Genomic DNA, 22469 nt, shown 5'->3' with positions numbered 1-22469 from the left:
GGTGCAATCGATGTCGCATTATTACCTGAATTCATTAGCAAAGCATGTAAATTCAACGAGTAAATTACCGATATTTGCACTCACAATTTTTTCTCTTACAGTTCCACTAACGATTTAATAAATTTTCTTTTCGCAATGAAAGACTTTCAGTACATCACTAATGCCCACCCTCAGTACATAGAAAACCTTTATAATGATTTTGTAAAAGATCCTGAAAGTGTAGATACAGACCTGAGAAAATTTTTTGAAGGTTTTGATTTTGCTGTTGCAAACGGTACGGCTAAAGTAAACGGTAGCGCAACTGTTAATGGAGCTACAACACCAGTATCTAACCTAGATAAAGAATTTTCTGTTTACCAACTAATACAATCATACAGAAGAAAAGGCCATTTGATCGCTCAAACAAACCCTATACGTCAACGTAAGGATAGAATGGCTAATCTTGAATTGGAAAATTTTGGGTTGAATAACGATCTTTCAAATGAATTTGAAGCAGGCAAATTTGTAGGTCTTGGTAAAACAAGTTTACAAAACATTGTCAATCATTTACAAAAATGTTATACTACTCATCTTGGTGTAGAATTCAGTGCAGTAAACAGTCGTAGAAAAATCGACTGGATCATTGATGCGGTTGAAAATAAAATGTTACAACCTATTTCTCTTCCGCAAAAGAAAAGAATTTTACAAAAATTGAATGAAGGTGTAATGTTTGAAAAATTCCTTCACACAAAATACATTGGACAAAAACGTTTTTCGTTAGAAGGAGGCGAAACAACTATTGCAGCATTAGATGCTATCATCAACACCGCTTCTTCCAACAATGTACAGGAAGTGGTAATAGGTATGGCGCATAGAGGACGATTGAATGTATTGGCCAACATCATGGGTAAAACCTATGAACAAATATTCAGTGAATTTGAAGGAACGGCAACCCCTGATACAACCATGGGAAGCGGTGATGTGAAATATCATTTGGGATTTAGTAGCGAAGTGATAACTGACTCTGGTAATAAAATAAATTTAAAACTTTGTCCTAATCCATCTCACCTTGAAGCGGTAGATCCACTGGTAATAGGCTTTGCCCGTAGCAAGGCAGATGTCATGTACAATAGCGATTATGATAAGATATTACCAATCTTAATTCATGGCGATGCGTCTGTAGCAGGTCAAGGCATCGTATACGAGGTTTTACAAATGAGTGGCTTGAAGGGATATTATACCGGAGGTACAGTTCATTTTGTGATCAACAATCAAATTGGCTTTACTACAGATTTTGATGATGCCCGTACATCTGATTATTGCACCTCAGTAGCAGCAATGGTAAAAGCCCCGGTTTTGCATATTAATGGAGATGATCCGGAAGCTGTGGTTAAAGCGGTACAAATTGCAACACATTATCGTCAGGAATTCAACAGCGATATTTTTATTGATATGGTTTGCTACCGTCGTCACGGACATAACGAAGGCGACGAACCTAAATTTACACAGCCACAGTTATACGCTTTAATTGATAAACATCTCAACCCTAGAGAAGTATATACACAATACCTTATACAGAATGGAGAGCCTGATGCACAGGCATTGGCGAAGGAAATGGAAAAACAGTTCCTCGCCGACTTACAGGAAAGGTTAGACGAAGTAAAACAAAACCCACTTCCTTATACTTTTCAAAAGCCTGAATTATGGTGGCAAAGTTTACGTAGAGCTACTGCGGCAGATTTCGAAGTATCTCCTGATACATCTATTAAAGAGGAAGATTTTAAATTTTTATTCGATAAACTAATGCAATGGCCGGCTGATTTTAAGCCCTTGCGTAAAGTAGAAAAATTATTACAGGATAAGGTTAAACTTTTTTCTGACGAGCAAAAAGTTGACTGGGCTACCGGAGAATTATTGGCGTATGGCAGTTTATTGGTAGAGGGAAAAGATGTCCGCATGAGTGGGCAGGATGTACAAAGAGGTACATTCAGTCACCGTCACGCTGTTATACAAGATGAAACAACCAACAAGTCTTATAATCGTTTAGATCATTTTACAGATACACAAGCTCCGTTCAGAATTTTCAACTCTTTATTAAGTGAATATGCGGTACTTGGATTTGAATATGGATATGCCATGGCTAATCCGAATGCATTAACTATCTGGGAAGCACAGTTCGGCGATTTCTGTAATGGTGCACAAACCATCATCGATCAGTTCATTGCAGCAGCTGAAACAAAATGGCAGCGTATGAATGGCGTGGTTATGTTATTACCGCATGGTTACGAAGGACAGGGGCCTGAACATAGTAGCGCAAGAATGGAAAGATTCTTACAAATGTGTGCTGAGAACAACATGGTGGTTACAAATATTACTACTGCGGCAAACTTCTTTCATGCTTTACGTCGTCAGTTAACATGGCAGTTCCGTAAACCACTCATTAACTTTTCACCGAAAGCTAATTTAAGACATGCAGGAAGTCAAAGTAAAATGAGTGAATTTACTTCAGGAGGATTTAAAGAAGTGATCGATGATAATTGGATCAAGGATACAGCAGATGTGAAAAAAGTTTTACTGTGCTCCGGTAAAATCTATTTTGAACTGCTTGAAAAACAACAAAAAGAAAACCGAACAGATATTGCTATCATTCGCCTTGAGCAAATACATCCTTTACCTCAAAAACAGTTAGATGAGCTGTACAGTAAATACGGAAAAGCAATATGGTACTGGATTCAGGAAGAACCTTTAAATATGGGTGCTGCCGCTTTTCTTAGAATGAATGTAAAAAATATCAACTTTTATATCATCAGCAGAACAGCCAGTGCAGCAACAGCAACGGGTTATGCAAAAGTTCATGCAAAAGAACAGTCTGAATTGATCAATACTGCATTTTCTGCATAATCATTCTTCATAAAAAATATTAGAAGGTTGATACTATTTTGTATCAACCTTTTTTAATGTACCCCCATAAAAAAGCCTCGTCTGTAATGACGAGGCTTTTTATATTCCGCTTTTATTAAATCAAATTAGTTTGTTTTAACAACAGAGATTGTTTTTATTTCCGTGCCTGCTTGTACTTTTAATAAGTAGCTGCCCGAAGCAAATGAAGTCATATCTATTGGTCTAATATTTAATCCTTTTGTAGCATTAAAATTAACACGTTTAACTTCTCTGCCGGTAGCATCAGTAATATTAACTGTTACAGTAGCATCATCAGTAAGATCTAAACTAAGCTTAGTGGTATTTTGAACAGGGTTAGGATAAACTCCTATTACAACTCCTTTTGCTGTAACTCTAACACTTTTAATATCTGTGTAAATAACAGCACCATTTTTATCAACTTGTTTGATACGATAGTAAACCACCGATGATTGTAAAGATGATAAATTATCATCAGTCAAATTGTAAGTATTGTTGGTCAAACCATTATTCTTAGGAGCAAGAGAAGTAACCTTAGTAAATGTTACACCATTTGTACTTCTTTCTACTTCATAAGATAAAACATTCGCATCTTCATTAGTAATTTGCCAAGCTAACAAAGCACTATTGTCTTTTTTAGTTGCAGAAAAACCTGTGAATTTAACAGGTGAAGGTGTCAATTGCAATGGAACAAATTGTCTTGCAGATCCTCCGTTGTTAACCGCTCCTGTACCGTAGAAAGGATCTGCTGCAGTAACATCACCAAGACCACCGTTCAACTGAATGTACATATACATTGTGTTAGTAACATTATTCACAAAATCGTTTCTAATGTCATCTAACAACATTGTATTGAAGTAACCATTGCTTGGGAAAGTAAAGGTCGCAATTGCATTGTCAGTATTAGCCGGCCAGTTGGTAGCAACGTCAGTACCGGTTGTAGGAAGAATATTATAAGTGTACCAAGCCCTTCCATCAAATACATAAGGATTGCTGATACCTGTAGCTTCGAAGTAAACATTATTCATTAACAATGTTTTTGTGATCTGAGCATCTGTCGGATTGTTTACACCTTGATCAGCAATACTGATCACAAATGTCATATTCCCTACCTGAGTATTATAAGCTGTTGAACTTTTAACATACATAGTAACTTCATTAGTACCTGTTTGAACTAATGTTGTTTGCACCTGACTAACAGCTGTAAAAGAAGAAAATATAGCGACACTTAAGATTGAGCAAATGGTTAGAATTTTTTTCATTATGTGTAGTTTAAAAAATTAAAAAATTAGAATGCAGCTTGTAAAATACCAGTTGCTGTTTTGTTTCCTAAAAGTGATATGTTCAATAATAAGTTTTCGTCATTTGCACCTCCTGAATAAGTTACCTTACCACTCAAGTTCAAATCGCCTAACCAATATCCAACAGCAGAACCCGCCGCTGATTTATTACCTGAAAGTGGTGCGTTATTTAAAAGCACGTTTTCATCGTTACCACCACCACTATAAGCTACTCTATTATTCAAACTTGGGTTACCTGCCCAAAGCATATAGTTCGGTGTAGTAATACCTGAACCATATTTATTGGTCATCGCTGCATTTGCTGCGGGTGCCAATGCCTGAGCTAAACCCGAAGCAAAATTGTATGAGAATGTAGTCACTTTTGCAGCAGATAGATCTTGTGCTACCGCAGAACGAACGCCTAAGTGATTACGGTGTCTTACTGAGAAGAAATAAGAGCCAGGTGCGTTACCCGCCATACTTAAAGGAGTAACACCATCAGTTTCAACGATTGTACCATCGTTTTTCAATAAGCCTGCACGAGTAGAAACAACTGTACCTGCACCATTGTGTAATTGTACAAATACCCAGTCAACTATACTATTAGTAGTGAATACGCTTGTAGCACTTACTTTTTCTCCACCGCCACTACCGCTATGTGTAAATCCGGTCATTCCTGTATAAGGTTCGTTAAGTGGTATTTGAACTAAAGTAGCTAAACCTGTATTCATCAGATTTGTACCTGTATTATAAGCACCTTGTAAAAATACTTTCGGTGCAATTAATAATGGACTCAACACTGGTCTTTGACCTACTGCAAAAGTTCCTAAAGTGGTGATGCCAGTACGAGTTACACTATAATTAGGTGTACCTGCAGAAGCAACTGCAGCAGCACTGTTTAAAAGATCCCAACCAACACTAGCTGCCGGAGAAGTTACATAATATGAAAGCCCTGTTGGCTTAGCTATATTAAAGTTATCTAATTGATCTGAAGTAGCCCAGTTAGCAGTAACCGATAAGCTACTTCCGCCTGCTACTGATTCAGAGATATCCCAGCTTGCGTCTACAACTTCTTTGGTAAAAGCAGTACCGGTTGTACCTTGAGACAATGCATTTGCTAAACATCTAACAGCAATACTGTCTGCAGTACCACTATTTGAAATGCTTACAGGATTATAAGTTGAAGTTGAGTTACCTACAGGGTAAGTAAATGCAGAAGCGCCCAAAGCAGCTTTCACTAATTTACCGGCTCCGTTTGTAACAACAAATCTTGTTGATGCCGCATTAACAATTTTTCCGGTAGTAGTACCAAGAGCAAGGTTGTTTGCGCCTAAGATGATATTACCGTTTGTGAACAAAATACTGTCACTTACTTTAGCGGAAGAAGTTAAAGTAGCGTTCGCCACATTATCAATTTCCAAGAAAGGAATTGTCTTTCCTGACATACTGATATTTTGGTTACCCGAACCTTTCAATTGCAGTTTACCCGTACCCTGAATATCTGCGTTACTAGTAACATCACCTTGTACCGTAACTGTGGCTCCGCTCTGGATAAAAAACTGAGCATTGTCGATATACAACTGTGCTGATGCAAAACTGCAAACAAACATAGCTGAAACCATCAAAACGAAATGTAAATTTCTCCGTATCATGTAGTTGTTTTTAAAATGTCAAATCTGTAATTATGTCAATTTACCGAATAAAAATACTCTTTTTTTTCAAAAGAAAAATAAATCTTGATAAAAAAGATAATTTATTGAATAAATGGCCGTTTTTGTATAGCAATCTAAATGTGTACTTACAACACGATAAAGGTAGGAATTTAATTCTTTAAAATCTTACCTGATAACAGATTTTTTTTTGTAATATCTTAAAAGTGAATTTTTCTTTACTTTTTTACAAAAATCTTGCCCAAATTAACCGACCTTTGCAACTCAATTCTGTACAAAAATGGCAATAGAAATCAAAATTCCTACAGTTGGTGAAAGTATCTCAGAAGTATCACTTGTTAAATGGATAAAAAAAGATGGCGACTGGGTAGAAAGAGATGAAGTGATTGCTGAACTGGAAAGCGAAAAAGCTACTTTTGAAATCAATGCCGAACAGGCCGGAATATTGAAGACAATTGCTCAGGAAGGCGATACACTTCAAATTGGCGATATTGCTTGCAGCATTGATACCGACGCAAAAAGACCCGAAGGTGCTCCTGTTGCCGCACCACCTGAACAAAAAGCCGCTGAAACACCTGCTCCGTCTAAAGCTCCTGCAGCAACAGACGTAAAAGCCACTCCTTTAGCAGCGGCGATCATATCAAATAAAAAAGTAGATACAAAAACAATTACACCTTCCGGTGCCGGCGGAAAGATCATTAAACAAGACGTATTAGAAGCGATCAATAATCCGGGTAGAAAACCGGGTGCAGACATGTTTAGCAGAGCCAGCAAACCTGAAAAAATGAGCAACCTGCGTAAAACCGTAAGTCGCCGTTTAGTTGAAGCTAAAAATACTACTGCTATGCTCACTACTTTTAATGAAGTAGATATGAGTGCGATCATGGAGATCAGAGCAAAAAATAAAGACAAATTCAAAGAGACACATGGCGTTAATCTTGGATTCATGAGCTTCTTTACTAAGGCCTGTTGTTTTGCGTTGCAAGAATGGCCTGCAGTAAATGCAATGATCGATGGAGAAAATGTTGTTTATCATGATTACTGTGATATATCTATTGCCGTTAGTGCTCCTAAAGGACTGGTAGTGCCTGTGATTAGAAATGCTGAAAGCTTAAGCATGGCTGAGATCGAAAAAACAGTAGTGATACTTGCTACCAAAGCAAGAGATAACAAGTTAACGCTGGAAGAAATGAGCGGCGGCACTTTCACTATTACAAATGGTGGTGTATTTGGTTCTTTAATGAGTACACCCATCATCAATATTCCTCAATCGGCTATTCTTGGAATGCATAAAATACAGGAAAGACCAATGGCCATCAATGGGCAAGTTGTAATAAAACCAATGATGTACATTGCTTTGAGCTATGATCACAGGATTATTGATGGTAGAGAGTCTGTAAGTTTCTTAGTAAGAGTAAAAGAGTTACTTGAAAATCCTGCATTGTTGTTATTTGGAAAAGATCCGGTTAAAAGTTTATTAGAGTTATAATAAATATTGTCAAAATATTTCGTGTTCGAATTTACAGGGATTGATGAGAATCAATCCCTTTGAATTTATATTTGTACCAATGAGCCGCTTCCATTCATACATGAATACCGCCGAACAACTTATAAAAAATTATAAGGGAGATGTACCATTGGCCATTTTTATGCGATCTTTTTTTTCTGCAAATAAAAAGTTTGGTTCAAAAGATCGAAAGCAGATAAGCGCTTTATGCTACAACTATTTCAGGATCGGATCTGCAGCTAACGGTGTTCCTCCGCAAGAAAAAATACTGATGGCTTTTTTTCTTTGTGAAAATGAGTCCTCAGACCTGCTTGAGGCGTTGATGCCCGAATGGAATCAACAGATAAATCAATCGTTACAAATTAAGTTTCAGTTACTCGGAAGCAAATTTATTTTATCAGACCTTTTTCCGTTTGCCGGCAGATTAAGTGAAACAATTGATGCGGAAAAATTCAGCATTTCATTTTTAGTACAACCCGATCTTTTCTTGCGGATACGCCCTAAAACAAGGCTCGGATTTTTAAAGAAGCTTGAAAAAAGTAAATTAGAATATACAATCAAAGATGATGATTGTGTTGTGTTGACCAATTCTACCAATGTTGAAGAATATTTCACAATAGATAAGGAAGTTATCATTCAGGATTACAACTCTCAAAAAGTATTTGATTTTTTTAAACCTCAAAATGCTACTTATGAAACACCCTTGACAACGATCTGGGATTGCTGTGCTGCAAGCGGAGGAAAATCAATACTACTATTTGACATCTTCAACCAACGCATAGATCTTACGGTTTCGGATATACGTCCGTCTATCATCCTTAACCTTCATCAACGATTTAATAAAGCAGGACTAAAATCTTATAAATATTTTATTGCTGATATTGAGAAGACCGGGTTTGAGCATCCTGTCGAGCCATCTTCCATCATTGTATGTGATGTACCCTGCACGGGAAGCGGTACATGGGCAAGAACACCTGAACAATTGGCTTTTTTCAAGGAGGATTCGATCAAAGATTTCAGCGATCGGCAAAAAAAAATTACGACTAACGTAATACCTTACCTGAAACCAGGCGGAACATTTGTTTATATTACCTGCTCTGTTTTCAAAGAAGAGAATGAAGAGGTGGTGCGTTTCATATTGAGTAAATTCGATCTTGAATTATTAAGAATGGAGCTACTTAAAGGATACGATAAAAAAGCAGATTCAATGTTTATTGCAGTGTTTCGTAAAAAGTAATTATTCTTCTATCTCCAATGCCCCTTCTACCAGCAATTGCTTTTCCGACAAAACAAGCAATATTGCTCCCGCTGCTATATGCTGACTTTGATTCAGAATACATTTACCATTGGGCAAAGGGTTAATGATAATTTTGCTGCCTGCCGGTAATATTGCAGGGGGAATAGTATTATTACTCCAATTACTGGCCAGATCCCAGTTTCCATTTCCTTCAAAAACATATGGGTAACATGGCATTTGATAATTCAAACTAACCGAATCGAGGTAAAAACTAGTATCCGAAGCAATGTTCATTTTTATTCTGTATGAAACAACGGCAGGATATGTTACATTAGACAGATCATCATTGAAAACAAAATTCTTTACAGCAAAAGCTCCTTCATTAGTTTTAGTTGCCACTACAGCAAAGTCGACATCAGTCGGTAATTTTCTTTCGACAACGAAATTCATATCAGCGGCACATTTTGCAGTCCATTTTAAATTAACCGCACACTTGCTAATAGTAAACTGTTGTGTATGTAGTTGCTTGATCAGATCCACAAATGCTTTTTTCGCATCTGGTATTCCATAGCCCGATCTGTTATCAGGTGTTGTATATTCATCAGCCGATTTTCTTAACGCATCAATGATCGTCATGTTATTCACTTCAGGAAAAGCTTCCCACAAACAAGTTGCAATACCTGAAATGATCGGTGTTGCAAAAGATGTTCCATTACCTGAAGTTGGCTGCCCGGTTACAGTATTGACAATAGTTGTACCTTCTCCCAAAGTAACCAGGTCAGGTTTGATCTGACCATCATAACTCGGACCAAAGGCACTAAAGTTGCTTACTGTACCATCAATTTTGATAGCGCCAATTGCAAGACAACTATCTGCATCTGCAGGAGTAACCAGATAATGCCATGGGTCATTTCCTGTATTTCCAATTGCATTTACAACAAGTATTCCTTTTTTTGCAGCCAGGTCACTTGCATTAGCACAAATTGTTTTATCGCCTGTCATATCGCTATAGGTATGATTGGCAATATTGCCATCGAACGTATTATAGCCTAATGAAGAAGATATAACATTTGTTCCTGCACTATCAGCTCTTTCTGCACCGGCTGCCCAGTTCAGTTCTTCCAAAATATTTTCCGTGTATGCATCTTCGGTTCTATATAAATAAAAAGAAGCTTTGGGTGCCGTACCGACAAACGATCCGGGTAAATTTGCGGCAATTGTACTAAAGCATTCCGCTCCATGCTGATAATCGTCATTAACATCTATTTCATGATCTATAAAATCCCAGGTGTTTAAGATTTGATTATTATTTCGAACACTATCAAAAGTAATGAGTGTTTGATAATTTGAAAACCCTGCATCCAGAACAGCTATTTGCATATTCGCTCCTCTAAAGCCATGGTTATGTAAAAAATCTCCGTTGTTCAAACGGATCTGATTAAACGATTGCCCGTAACTATAATAACCATTTACACCGGATGGTCTTGCTAGTGAAGCTTTGTTATCGGAGTAGAAAGGCTTGGCCGGTCGTAATTTAGGCCTAGAGGCAAAAGCAGTGACGGAGAGAACAAAAGGAAAAGCATTGATCTTACTGAGCGCTGCGGCATCAGAGGTTTTTATACTTACGAGATTAAGCCATTTACTTACATTAAGAATACTAACGTTTCCGGACAAACGAATACTATCAATATAAGCCGGTGTAACCGGCATATCTGAAGAATCAACAGTAAGATCATACAAAATTCTTCGATCTAGAGAACGTTGAGAAAGAAACTGGTCGGGGGCATTTAACGAGTAAGGATTATTTGCTTTGTCTTTAAGTCGTATAATATACCTGGTTTGTGCAAAAGAGATCGTCTCCTGCAGAAAGATCAACGCAAAAAAGAAGAACAGAAATTTCCTCATACCATTGCTAATAACTTAAAAACATCATTAAATTATGAAGAAGGAATTGCATCAATTATGATCGATCATTGTCATTGTAATGCCATAGCCTAATGCATAACCCGGTTTGTCTGTTGGAGGTTGATATTCTTTATGCAAAAAATTTCTATATACCATACCTATTCCTTTTGCATATTTTTCTACACTGATATTGATTTCACTGTAATGTTCAAGATCAGCAGGGTTGTTTAGAATTTCATTTCGTTGATTAACCGTTATTGTACTATCAAGGTTGATCGAACCCAATGTAAGAGGCTCGTTCACATTCTCGTAAGTATAGTCCCAATCATCCAAATAAGCTACAGGTGTTTCGGCCGAGTGTGTATCAATATAAACGTTTCCTTTCCATGAAAAATCGTTTCGGATCGGCCTTTTGAGTTTGAGGAATCGCATATTATTTTCAACAAATTCCAGAGAAGATCCTGTATTAATCAACATAAAAGTATGGTAATCGGATTGCCATGCATCCGAAGCCGTTTTACGGATATACCTTGCTACACGAAAAGCTGGTCGGTTTAAATTATCTGTGATGGCTTCTTCCACCACGAGTTTTACCTGATAGTGTACAACAGTATCTCTTGTTCCGAAATTTATAAACCTTGTGGAGTCTAAATCGTAGGTAATGTATTTACCAATAATAGCAGGTGAATAATCACTTAATTGCAGTGCATTAAGCGATTCAACCTTTTCGCATGATACGAATAATACAGTCATTAGTACACCGACGAATAAAAAAGATTTTTTCATAAAGAGGAAAGATACAAATTTTAAACAAAAGGCTGCTTGGCACGCTGAATAATTCCACCACCGATCACATCATCACCTTCATAAAATACAGCACTTTGCCCCGGAGCAATTCCTTTTACGTCTTCATAAAACTTAACTGCTATACCTCCATCCTTTGAAAACAATGTACTCAGTGCGCCTTTGTCTTTATAGCGTATTTTAGTGATTGCTTCCATGTTTTCAGCAACACCATCATATTTTATCCAGTTCAATTTAGCTACCTGCATTTCACTTCCATTCAGATCAGATTCTTCCCCTAATACAACTGTATTCGTTTCCGGATCGATGGCAGTTACAAATGCCGGTTTACCTAAAGCGATCTCAAGTCCTTTTCTTTGACCGATGGTATAGAAAGGATATCCTTTATGTTTGCCTAAAATATTACCGTTAGTATCAACAAAATTTCCGCCATCTACCCTTTCTTCCAATCCTTCAACCCGGCGTTTTAAAAAACCACGGTAATCATTATCCGGTACAAAACAAATTTCATAGCTCTCATTTTTCTTTGCCAATTCAGGATAACCGAAATCATGCGCCATTTGACGAATAGCTGTTTTGTGATAAGTCCCTAGCGGCAATAATGTACGACTCAACAGATCTTGTTGTAAACCCCAAAGTACATAGCTTTGGTCTTTGGTTTCGTCTATGCCTTTACGTATGAAGTAACGTCCGTTGGTGTGTTGATGAATTTGTGCATAGTGGCCGGTGGCAATAAAATCGCAACCCAATGCATCAGCTCTTTTTAATAAAGCCCGCCACTTAATATGAGTGTTGCACATTACGCAGGGATTAGGCGTACGGCCGGCCAGATATTCATCCACAAAATTATCGATCACAAAATCACCGAACTCATCTCTGATATCTAAAATATAATGCGGAAAACCATGTTCTACTGCAGCAGCTCTTGCATCATTAAATGAATCAATATTGCAGCAACCGGTTTCTTTATTGTTTTTCGTTCCACCACTGCTGGCATAGTCCCATGTTTTCATAGTAATCCCTACTACTTCATATCCCTCTTTGTGAAGCATGAGGGCAGCTACGGTACTATCAATACCACCACTCATTGCCATTAAAACTTTACCCTTCTTACTCATATCGAAATTTGTCGATGCAAAGATACGATTGTATGACTGATTGCGAAAAAGAGCAATTCAGAATAGCTTAACGCAGACTTTTTATTATTGCTTTAATCTCCTGGTTTTCTTTTTTAAGTAGTTCTATTTCAGCTTGTTGTTCTTTTACTGCATTTATGAGCATGTAGGTCATTGAGCTATTATCTACATTTAATAATTCCTGATCATCTTTTTTAAAACTCCCTACCATATAAGGTGCTGTTTTTTGCAAATCTTGAGCAATAACTCCAACATATGGTTGAGTAGAAATGTATCCTGAATTTTGTTTATAATTGAACCAAACCGGATTTATTTTCATAATTTCTTTTATCCCATCTGTATATGGACGAACACTTTCTTTTAATCTTAGATCGGAAGCAACAATCCATGCTGTTGACCCGGAAGCCTTATAGGCTTGTCCATCACTAAAATCGAAGTAAAATTTCCATCCGCCACCAAAAACACCCCATTGGTTATCGGTTTTCATACCGGCAAAACCTGTTTCTACATTACTACTGTTACTATACCAAATGCCTGCAGAATTTCCATTATGGCGTAAAGACATTCTACCATTAACATCAAGCATATACTCTGGGTTAATATTTCCAATTCCTGTTTTACCATCGTTTAAAACAATAAATGCATTACTTCTTGAAGCATTTGCAGTGCCATTACCTACGGTAAATAATGGAGTTGTAGCAGTGGTGTCATTGTATTTACCAATTACAAAACTAGTACCTGTTTTTATAACATTATTTCTTCCAAAACTGGCACTATAGGCTCCCTCAACTCTATTAGTTGACCCTGCAGCAAATGTAAAATTTTCAGAGGCTATATTGAAGTAACCGAAAACTGCACTATAAAACCCCATTTGATCATCGCTCCAACAGTTATCCATTACCCCTCCGGCTCTAAAACTTCCATAATAGGGATACCACATTAAATGAGCCCCACTAGGTGGGAAAAAATTCAACGGTCTATATCCATAACCCACTTCTGTTTGTGAGTAGATTCCTCCCGTATTATCTATAATAACATTTTTCACTGGATTTGATCCGGACCAAGGAAAAGGCCTATATCCATAAATATTTGTGTTGCCGTTATCATCAATTTCAATTCCACTTCTTTGCCAAGAATAATTGACTATCCTTTTGGTATTTGTCACAAGGTTTTGTGTCATATTGTGATTGCCGAGATTATCTGACACGGGTTTCCAAACACCTAGTTGATATTGATATAAACCAGTAGTATCATCAGTTTGATGTACAATCAATCCCTCAGCAGGACTAGCTATTGCTAGCCTTTCTGATTTAAACATCCTAGGGAGTAGTACCCCTTTTGTATTACTTTTAATTTCCAATAAAGCGCTATTGTCCGGTGTATCTGTGCCAATACCAATATTATTTTGTGCATCAGTACTGTTGGCAAATAGTAAAATAATTGAAAAAATAATAAGTGACCTCATAAATATATTTTTAGATGCTTAAGCAAAATTGTCCTAGTTCTTTGATTTTTCAAGTTCCTCAACACGTTTAGAAAGTTCTTTGACAGCATTAATTAACATGTATATCATTGAGCTATTATCAACGTTCAATAATTCCTCTCCATTTTTTTCAAAAGTACCAACCATATAAGGTGCTGTTTTTTGAAGCTCCTGTGCAATTACGCCAACATAAGGTTTTACTGTACTTAACCCAGACTCTTTGGTATAATTAAACCAAACAGGATTTATTTTCATAATCTCATTTATGCCATCAGTATACGGATGTACATTTTCTTTCAACCTTGCATCGGATGCAATGATCCACGAAGTGGAACCGCTTGCCTTATATGCTTCGCCGTTATTAACATCAAATAAAAATTTCCAACCACTACCATAAATACCCCATTGTGTATCGGTATTCATTCCTGCAAAAGCTGTAGCAATATTAGAACTATTATTATACCATATACCGGCAGTAAGTCCCGGCGTATAACGCAATCGAGGACGGCCATTTACATCTAAAATATATTGAGGCGCTAAAACACCCACCCCCATATTGCCATTTCGTAAAATAGTGAGTGCATTTGATCTTGTATTACCATTTCCATTTCCTAATTGAAAGAGCCTATCGGTTCCTAAAACAAAATTTGTAGAAGAGGGATCCGTAGCTGTTTCGTTATATTCTCCCACAACAAAAGAGCGTATAGCAGTGGCTGTAACATTATGGCCTAAGGCAATAGCATTGCCTCCATTTGTAACTGCAGCAGTACCCATTGCTATAGATATATTGCCATTAGTGATAGAACCATCTCCTACCGAAAAAGAATTATAACCATTAGCTAAAGCTCCAGCAAATGAAATAGAACCCGACCCTCTTGCCGAGGTATTTATTCCGAAAGCACAAGAAAAATCTGCTGTAGCTTCAGCAAACCGACCTAAAGCAATTGAATTTAACCCCTTTGCTTTTACCGCATACCCAGCCGCAAATGAAGTAGCGCCAATGCTATCTTTATCCCATTCATTACTGGCTGCAGCACCAGCCCTTAAGGCCGATTTATCTGCATACCACATCATACGGCCACCAGGCCCTTCTACTGGCGGCTTACTTACCCCACCATTTCCTGACGTAAACACAACACTACTATCTGCAACCTGCAATCTGGCAGCAGGTGCAAGAATACCGATACCAACATTTCCATTTCGTAAAATAGTTAATGCATTTTTCCTGTTTCCAAAGTTTGTACCATTTCCGATTTGAAAAATTCTATCTGTAGCGGCCGCTGTATTAGGATTAGGTACATCAGAAGCATCATTATAACTACCCATACTAAAACCTTCACGTGCTGCGGCAGTATTACCAACACCTATAGTAGTTGAAAATCTTCCTGAAGCTGTACCAGAAAAACCCAAACCAAAAGAACCAAAACCGGTTGCTTTGTTTCCGTAACCAATTGCAACTGAGTTTGATCCACTTGCTTCAGTATTATAACCTATCGAGACCGAGTTTTCGCCACTTGCCAATGAAAGCAATCCCATGGCAGTAGAATACAAACCACTTGCTTGCGTATTATAACCCGATGCAAAAGAATAATTACCAATACTATCCTTGTTCCAGTATATATTATTACTTACATATCCTACCCTGAATGCGCTTTTATCTGCATACCACATCATACGCCTTCCTTCACCCTCAACCGGAACATTACCCGGTGTAAGTACTGTCGGTCCTGTTGCACTAAATAATACATTACTGTCAACCACATGTAATAAGGCTAAAGGATTGTTGGTACCGATACCAACATACTTTTGTGCATTTCCGGAAGATGACAGTAATAAAGTAATGGTAGTAATAATAAAATATCGCATAGAAAAATTTTTACAAATTCAATTATTTTTTTTAATGAAAAACTATTGATTAATTTTTTGCTCCAACTGTTCAACTCTCTTTTTAAGTAATTCAAGTTCTTCATTTTTTTTCCTGAGCAATTCGATTTCATTTTGTTGCTCCTTTACAGCATTGATTAACATATAAGTCATTGCGCTGTTGTCTACATTGAATAATTCTTTATCATCTTTTTTAAATGTTCCGACCATATATGGTGCCGTTTTTTGAAGTTCTTGTGCAATAACCCCAATATATGGCTTAGCAGTACTGAAACCGGAGTTTTGCTTATAGTTGAACCAAACAGGGTCTATTTGCATTACCTCTTTTAAACCATCGGTGTAAGGATGTACATTTTCTTTTAGTCTAGCATCTGATGCAATTACCCATGATGAAGAGCCGGAAGTTTTATACGCTTCATTAGTACTGTAATCAAAATAAAATCTCCAGGCACTATTACCATAAATACCCCATTGGTTATCTGTTTTCAAACCAGCAAATGCTGCAAGACTATTACTACTATTGTTGTACCATATACCCGCTGAGTTTCCATCATGTGTTAATCGAACTCTGCCATTTACATCCAGTTTAAATTCAGGATCCAGCACTCCAATACCAGTTCGTCCATTTCTTAAAACAGTAATAGCATTACTTCTAACATTATCACTTTCCCCATTTCCAATTTCAAAAATACGATCGGTTGAGCCGTTAAAATTCGGCAAAGGACTTCCCGGATAAGAAGCATTAAACATCCCAATAGAGATGGAGCCTCGGGTATAGGCTTTTGTTCCAAGGCCTAAAGCTGTAGAATAGTAACCAATTGCACTTGTTTGGCTGCCCATTGCCGTTGTAGCATATCCACTTGCTGTTGTTTGCAATCCGGTTGCCAACGCATAATCGTTTAACGTATTATTATTTGATCCTATTACTGTTGAATAATCTCCTGCAGCAGTAGAGTTAAAACCCATAGCAATAGAGTTATTACCTGTAGCATCGTTATCCCATCCCATTGATACGGCATTATTACCTATTGCTTTATTACTATTGCCTATTGAAGTTGAGCCGCTCCCAATGGCAATACTTCCGTATCCAAGAGCCGTTGAATGCCCCCCAATAGCCTTCGCCGTATAACCATAGGCAAAATCATAATCTGACTGTGCCAAAGAGCCTGCTCCTCCAGCAAAAGATGCAATACCGGTTGCTTTCGTAGAGGAACCGATTGCAAATGAGCCGGCACCAATACTATCTGTATCCCATTCTTTACCTGCTACCTGGCCTGCTCTAAATGCAGCCAACCCTCCTATCCACATCAGTCTTCTGCCCTGGCCTTGAATAGGAGCTGGGGCTACAACTCCAAAAGAAACTTGTCCTGGGATACCAATTAAAAAATTACTGTCTGCCACATGTAAAGCAGCTTGTGGATTTGTGGTATTAATTCCAACATGGTTTTGAGCAAGAATAGTATTAGAAAATAAAATAGTTAGAATGAATAATAAATTTCTCATCTTAAGATAATTAAGTTAGATAAGGTGTTTAAAATGTTATATTAAAAATACACATTTAAACCAAAAATTCAATAAGCTATTGAATGACCAAGTGACCGATTACCCGAAAACTCTTTCCCTTTTTTACGGTAAGTTTTGCGCCAATAGCAATATGTTGTTCATTGTTTAAAACGCATTCGCCTCCTTCAACGGGATCGATGATGATGGCTTCACATTTTGGCAAGACAGCAGGAGGTATGATATTATTCTCCCAGTTGGAAGCAATGCTCCAATCTCCATTACCAATAAATGTATAAGTAGTGATGGGAAATTCCATTGCCGAAGCTGCCATCAATAAGCCACAATAGCCATGTGGATGTTGTGTTACCAATGTGCCAGGTGCCGGACAATTTACAGGCGTATATGGCGTAGTTACATAAGCAGTATAATTATTTTGAACACTCATTGCGGGGGCAAATGAATTGATTCGAGGCAGACCATCTGAGTAAGTAGATATTTTTGTTTTCAATCCTTCCCATCCTTTTCTGCAAACACTTAAATAGCCTGTGTCTATCCATTCATTATCTACCGCTGTTTTTAATGCGTAGATCAACATACCACTTCCGGAACTTTCTAAATAATTGCCTATTGAATCTTTTTTGTGCATTACCTGATACCACAAACCGGTGACATCATCTTGCGTATTTTTAACTCCGATACATAAACTGTCTAATAAGGAACGCATTTTCGAATAATCAGTATGCGACTTTGGTAAAGATTTTAAAATATCAACAATGGCCATCATGTACCAACCCATTGCCCTGCTCCATACTTCGCTTGATGTACCTGTTGCAGGGTCTGCCCAAACAGACGACTTTGTATAATCCCATGCATGTTTTGCAAGATGCAAACTACTGTCGTAGGTATGTGAGGCTAATAACAATGTTTGTCTTGTTGCTGTATTCAACGCAGAATCATCATTGAACATTACTCCATATTTTGCAAGAAATGGATGAGCCATGTAAATACCATCCAACATCATGATGTTATTATAACCACCATTATTCTTATGCCAATAGCCGCCATCGGGTGTTTTCTTAAAATTATTGGTAGCAAGCAGGTAATTACGAAGTGTTGTTGCTGCCGTCTTATATTTCGTCAATCCCGTTTGTTGGTACAAAAACAAACATACAATCCCGGGATGAATTTTATCCAATGTACTGCTAAGATTGGCATTCAAATTAGTCAAGTACGGATCGATATAATTTTGCATATACAACAGATAATTATTATCTCGAGTATAGGTATAAACTTTTTCCATGCCATGCAAAACAATACTGTTGGAGTACTCCCAACCTTTATTTGTCATGACATTGATAGTTGGTTGATAACGTGTAATAATTGCATCAGAAAATTTGACTGACCATGTATCTGATTGAGCTAATACAGAAGTTAGGTCTATAAAGAATATGACTACTATTAACAATCTCTTTTTCATATAGATGGAGGTTAAAGTTAGTCCTCAAAAAAAAAGACACAAAAAAAATATGACGCAATCGATATCATTTTAAAAAAATAAGCAGACCATCTGGTCTGCTTATTTTTTAATTATTGAACTCTTTTAGTAATTATTACTTGGCAACAGCAGTAACTTTCTTAGTAGTTTTTACTTTTTTAACTGTTTTTTTTGCCGGAGCAGTTGGTTTAGTTGTTGGTTTTTTTGTTTCAACAACTGCATTTTTTGCCTTCGTAGCATTTTCAGCTTCCCATTTAGCATAATCATCTGCGGTTTTAACTTCCCCAGTAAGAGTTATGCTCTTTACTTCATCCACACCTGCAAATTTCACAGTTAGATGTTTTGTGAATGTGCCGGCATTAGCAGCATTATAAGTTGCTTTTATGGTTCCAGTTTTACCCGCTGCAATTGGTTCTTTCGTATAATCTGAAATGGTACATCCGCAAGTAGGATTTGCCTGCTCAATGATCAAAGGAGTTTTACCAATATTTGTAACAGTAAAAACGCCTGCTGTAGGATTACCTTGTTTTATAGGTCCCAAGTCGATTGTTTCGGTTGTAAATTTTGCAACATCTGAAGCTTTAGTTTGTGCAAACAGTAGTACACTCATTCCTGAAAACAGTGCAGAAAATAATATTCTTTTCATATCTCTTTTTTTATTTTTTATTATTTATTTGAATTAATCTTTAAGTTAATCTCCTAGGCCTACGGCTTCTTTATTTTCTGGTGCCGACGTTGCCGGGGTTTGCCAAACATCTCCCTTGATGTATATCAGTTTTGTAATGCCACCATTATAGGTAATAGTGATCATTTTTGTAAATGGCCCTACAGCACCTGCATTAAAACCTACATCGATCGTTGTTTTTTCTCCCGGAGCAAATGCTTTATCTTTCTCCCAAACCGGAGTTGTACAACCGCAACTTGCCTGAACATTTGAAATTTTCAATGAATCTTTACCATTATTGATCACTTCAAAAATATGTGTAACAGGCTTCCCCTGAGGTATTTTACCAAAGTCATACTCTGTTTCCTTTAATGTCAATAAAGCAGCACTATCAGCTGCAGTTTGCGCATTTGCAGTTACCAACAAAAAAGTGGTCAGAAAAATGGCAAATATCTGTTTCATCGTGTTGTGCATTATTATTGCATCTCAAAGATAGTAAAATGAATAAACAGGGAATATTTTGCGGATAGCTTAGGATTTTATTAACAATCTTAAAACTAATATTTTACATTTGTAGTATGGATACCGGCCTCACTAATGATATCGCTTTACAGGAGAAATTGAGCTTCGAAAAATTCAGGTTAGCAGTACTGAACGATTATCGTTATGTATGCCAAAGCAGAGAAACAAGTTTGCTGGGCAGAAAAGAGGTTTTAACAGGCAAGGCTAAGTTTGGTGTATTCGGAGACGGTAAAGAAGTTGCTCAAGTTGCTGCTGCAAAATTTTTTAAACCCGGGGACTTTAGATCGGGTTATTACAGGGATCAAACTTTTATGCTGGCCGCAGGGCTCACAAGTGTTGAAGAATACTTTTCACAATTATTCGCCGATCCTATTAACGACCCCTTCAGTGGCGGCAGACAAATGAATGCTCATTTTGCTACAAAAACTGTTGATGATAATGGCGAATGGTTAGATCTTGTAAACAGAAAGAATAGCACAAGCGATATTCCTCCAACTGCATCGCAATTACCAAGAGGCTTAGGTCTTGCATTTGCATCCAAGGCATTTCGTGAAATTCCTGAATTAAAAGAATTGCAACACCTTAGTAATAATGGTAACGAAGTTTGCTTTTGTACCATCGGTGATGCATCTACTAGTGAAGGGCATTTTTGGGAAACAATCAATGCAGCCGGAGTATTACAGGTTCCGCTTGCGGTTTTTGTTTGGGATGATGGTTACGGCATTTCTGTTCCTACGAAACTTCAGACAACAAAAGGCTCTGTATCAGCAGCGCTCAACGGATTTCAAAAAAAACAAGGCACTAACGGCGTCGATATCTATACCATAAAAGGATGGGACTATGCAGAACTCTGTGAAGTACTTGAAGCAGCCATTCAAAAAATAAGAGATACCCATACTCCTGCTGTTTTTCATATTCAGGAATTAACTCAACCACAAGGCCACTCCACTTCAGGTAGTCATGAACGTTATAAAAGCCAGGAAAGACTGATATGGGAAAAAGAGTGGGACTGTCTGAAACAAATGCGTAGCTGGCTACTTGCTAATGATCTGGCAAACGAACAGGAGTTAAGTGAAATTGAATTAGAAGCAAAGAGCCATGTAAAGAAAAGTAAAGAACTTGCCTGGGAAAAATACATTACCCCCATTAGAAATGAGGTCACTTCCGCTGTTAATCTTTTACAACCGTTTACAGCAGAGAATGAAGAGATACAAAAAATTGCATCGGAGCTTTCTGCTAACAGGGAGCCGGTAAGAAAAGATGTTTTGAAAGCATTATCAAAAGCATTGAATATTTTAGGCAACATACAAGAAGCCGAAAGTCTGAGAGCTCAGTATTCAAAACTGGAAAACGAGTGTAGAGGTTTTTACAATACACAACTATATAACGAAGGCCCTAAATCTGCTTTGAAAATAAATCACATAAGTCCTTATTATGATGAAGAAAGCAGAGTGGTAAACGGGTACGAAGTATTGAATCATTATTTTGATGAATTATTTGCCGCTAACAAAAAAGTCATCGCTTTTGGTGAAGATGTAGGACAGATCGGGGATGTAAATCAGGGCTTCAGCGGTTTGCAAAAAAAGCATGGCGATAAACGAATTTTTGATACAGGTATAAGAGAACTTACCATAATGGGGCAAGGTATAGGACTTGCTATGCGTGGGCTAAGACCAATTGCGGAAGTGCAGTACCTGGATTATCTCCTGTATGGTATTCAACAGCTCAGCGATGATGTTTCTACCATTCATTACAGAACTGCCGGTTTGCAAAGTTGTCCACTGATAGTACGTACACGTGGGCATAGACTAGAGGGCATTTGGCATAGCGGTTCCCCAATGGGTATGATCATTAATGCCATCAGGGGTATGTATGTTTGCGTTCCCCGTAACATGGTACAAGCCGTAGGTATGTATAACACATTGTTACAAAGCAACGATCCGGCTGTAATGATAGAATGTTTAAATGCCTACAGAATAAAAGAAAAATTACCCGCTAACTTATTGGCATATACGGTACCGTTAGGTGTTCCTGAGATCATTAAAGAAGGCACAGATGTAACCATCGTTTCTTACGGAGCTACTTTACGCATTGCACACGAAGCAGCTGAATACATGGAATCATCTTTAAACATCAGTTGTGAAGTAATAGATGTTCAAACGCTTTTACCTTTTGATATTCATCATAGCATTGTAGCGTCATTGCAAAAAACCAATCGTATTGTTTTTGTAGATGAAGATGTACCGGGTGGCGCAGCTGCATATATGTTCAACAAAGTAATGGAAGAACAAAAAGGATACAAATATTTAGATGTATCTCCCCGTACAATTACTTCAAAAGCCCACAGGCCAGCCTACGGCAGCGATGGTGACTACTTCAGCAAACCCAATGCGGAAGATATTGTGAGCGTGGTGAAAGAGATGATGGCCGAATAGGGCACAAGGCATAAAGACAAAGAGCAACCTATTTTTTACTGAAAAA

At 37.6% G+C, this 22469-nt stretch carries 15 protein-coding genes; 4 read left to right on the top strand and 11 right to left on the bottom strand.

The genetic code is table 11. The features are described from left to right. Nucleotides 1–135: 135 nt before the first annotated feature. Complete coding sequence (locus ACQ33O_RS06305) at nt 136–2880, top strand: 2-oxoglutarate dehydrogenase E1 component (RefSeq protein ID WP_430994716.1); 2745 nt, start codon at nt 136–138, stop codon at nt 2878–2880. A 125-nt stretch (nt 2881–3005) separates the two neighbouring features. Here ACQ33O_RS06305 and ACQ33O_RS06300 read toward each other — a convergent pair whose 3' ends face one another. Further along, complete coding sequence (locus tag ACQ33O_RS06300; protein ID WP_430994715.1) at nt 3006–4160, bottom strand: T9SS type A sorting domain-containing protein; 1155 nt, start codon at nt 4158–4160, stop codon at nt 3006–3008. 26 nt (nt 4161–4186) lie between these two features. Further along, nucleotides 4187–5830 carry a hypothetical protein gene (locus tag ACQ33O_RS06295; RefSeq protein WP_430994714.1) on the bottom strand — a complete coding sequence of 548 codons (1644 nt, stop codon included), beginning with the start codon at nt 5828–5830 and terminating at the stop codon, nt 4187–4189. 298 nt (nt 5831–6128) lie between these two features. On the opposite strand from ACQ33O_RS06295, the gene odhB reads away from it, so the two are divergent. Continuing rightward, complete coding sequence (gene odhB / locus ACQ33O_RS06290) at nt 6129–7337, top strand: 2-oxoglutarate dehydrogenase complex dihydrolipoyllysine-residue succinyltransferase (RefSeq protein WP_430994713.1); 1209 nt, start codon at nt 6129–6131, stop codon at nt 7335–7337. A 79-nt stretch (nt 7338–7416) separates the two neighbouring features. Continuing rightward, nucleotides 7417–8592: an Fmu (Sun) domain-containing protein gene (locus ACQ33O_RS06285; RefSeq protein ID WP_430994712.1), complete on the top strand. Its 1176-nt coding sequence runs from the start codon at nt 7417–7419 to the stop codon at nt 8590–8592. Here the strand turns inward: ACQ33O_RS06285 and ACQ33O_RS06280 are convergent, their stop codons facing one another. The 9 genes from ACQ33O_RS06280 to ACQ33O_RS06240 form a co-directional block, all read right to left on the bottom strand. Then, entirely contained in the window at nt 8593–10497 is a 1905-nt protein-coding gene (locus ACQ33O_RS06280; protein ID WP_430994711.1) for a S8 family serine peptidase, read from the bottom strand. Between the two features lie 51 nt (nt 10498–10548). Continuing rightward, nucleotides 10549–11283, bottom strand: a complete 735-nt coding sequence (locus tag ACQ33O_RS06275) for a hypothetical protein (protein ID WP_430994710.1) — start codon at nt 11281–11283, stop codon at nt 10549–10551. Nucleotides 11284–11303: 20 nt separating this feature from the next. Further along, nucleotides 11304–12419 (bottom strand): tRNA 2-thiouridine(34) synthase MnmA, encoded by a 1116-nt coding sequence (gene mnmA / locus ACQ33O_RS06270; RefSeq protein WP_430994709.1) that lies wholly within the window; start codon nt 12417–12419, stop codon nt 11304–11306. 67 nt (nt 12420–12486) lie between these two features. After that, nucleotides 12487–13902, bottom strand: a complete 1416-nt coding sequence (locus ACQ33O_RS06265; protein WP_430994708.1) for a tail fiber domain-containing protein — start codon at nt 13900–13902, stop codon at nt 12487–12489. 33 nt (nt 13903–13935) lie between these two features. Continuing rightward, on the bottom strand, nt 13936–15786 hold the full coding sequence (locus tag ACQ33O_RS06260) for a tail fiber domain-containing protein (protein WP_430994707.1): 1851 nt from the start codon (nt 15784–15786) through the stop codon (nt 13936–13938). 42 nt (nt 15787–15828) lie between these two features. Further along, entirely contained in the window at nt 15829–17307 is a 1479-nt protein-coding gene (locus ACQ33O_RS06255; protein WP_430994706.1) for a tail fiber domain-containing protein, read from the bottom strand. Nucleotides 17308–17383: 76 nt separating this feature from the next. Continuing rightward, on the bottom strand, nt 17384–18784 hold the full coding sequence (locus ACQ33O_RS06250) for a glycoside hydrolase family 88/105 protein (RefSeq protein ID WP_430994705.1): 1401 nt from the start codon (nt 18782–18784) through the stop codon (nt 17384–17386). Nucleotides 18785–18917: 133 nt separating this feature from the next. Beyond that, complete coding sequence (locus ACQ33O_RS06245) at nt 18918–19448, bottom strand: DUF1573 domain-containing protein (RefSeq protein ID WP_430994704.1); 531 nt, start codon at nt 19446–19448, stop codon at nt 18918–18920. A 45-nt stretch (nt 19449–19493) separates the two neighbouring features. Then, on the bottom strand, nt 19494–19928 hold the full coding sequence (locus ACQ33O_RS06240) for a DUF1573 domain-containing protein (protein WP_430994703.1): 435 nt from the start codon (nt 19926–19928) through the stop codon (nt 19494–19496). A 116-nt stretch (nt 19929–20044) separates the two neighbouring features. Here ACQ33O_RS06240 and ACQ33O_RS06235 point away from each other — a divergent pair, with 116 nt between their 5' ends. Next, nucleotides 20045–22423 carry an alpha-ketoacid dehydrogenase subunit alpha/beta gene (locus tag ACQ33O_RS06235; protein WP_430994702.1) on the top strand — a complete coding sequence of 793 codons (2379 nt, stop codon included), beginning with the start codon at nt 20045–20047 and terminating at the stop codon, nt 22421–22423. Nucleotides 22424–22469 lie beyond the last annotated feature (46 nt).

The sequence above is a fragment of the Ferruginibacter sp. SUN002 genome (assembly GCF_050611725.1).
In the GTDB taxonomy this organism is placed as follows: Bacteria; Bacteroidota; Bacteroidia; order Chitinophagales; family Chitinophagaceae; genus Ferruginibacter.
The sequence above is the reverse complement of the archived record's forward strand: the minus strand, read 5'-3'. Positions and strand labels throughout refer to the sequence as shown.